The following is a 532-nucleotide window of genomic DNA, read 5'->3' as shown; positions in this document are numbered from 1 at the left end:
TGGTGGGTGCGTTGCTGGTGATTCCGGCGGCCGCCGCACGCCTGTTGAGCCAGTCGCTCAAGGGCTTCTTCTGGATCTCGGTGGTGATCGCCACCGTCAGCACCCTGTGCGGGATCCTGCTGCCGATCATCTTCGACCTGCCGATTCCGTCCGGTGCCGCGATCATCCTGGTAGCCGGTATCGCCTTCGCCCTCGCCGCCATCGCCCGCGGCACGGTCCCCAGCCTGAAAGGGAATCTTGGATAATGCGCCCGATGTTTCGACCACTGCTTCTGGCCCTGGCCATTGCCACACCGGCATTCGCCGCCGACGGCGTCAAGCCACTACAGATCACCGCCAACCAAGGCGTTGGCCATGCTGCCTTGAACCAGGCCAAGGCGACAAAACCGGTAAAAGTCCTCGCCGCCTTGCCGATCACCTATGGCTTGGCGCAGGTGTTGCTCAAAGGCACTGACGTACAGCTTGAGCGCGCGGCACCGGCCAACCTGCCCGGCTCGCGGCAAGTCGCCTATTTCACCGGGCGCGGCGCGCAG

At 64.7% G+C, this 532-nt stretch carries 1 protein-coding gene and 1 pseudogene; both read left to right on the top strand.

The window, feature by feature from the left end:
• The coding region (locus tag HX846_RS34315) for a metal ABC transporter permease (RefSeq protein WP_178967158.1) at nt 1-245 on the top strand (245 nt) is incomplete at its 5' end.
• Nucleotides 245-532: pseudogene (locus tag HX846_RS34310) on the top strand (metal ABC transporter substrate-binding protein); the annotation flags it as partial. The gene HX846_RS34315 and the pseudogene HX846_RS34310, both read left to right, overlap by 1 nt.

Origin of the sequence: Pseudomonas sp. K5002 (assembly GCF_013386655.1) — a bacterium.
Taxonomy (GTDB): Bacteria; Pseudomonadota; Gammaproteobacteria; order Pseudomonadales; family Pseudomonadaceae; genus Aquipseudomonas.
Note: the sequence above shows the minus strand (reverse complement) of the source record. Positions and strands in the feature narration are given on the sequence as shown.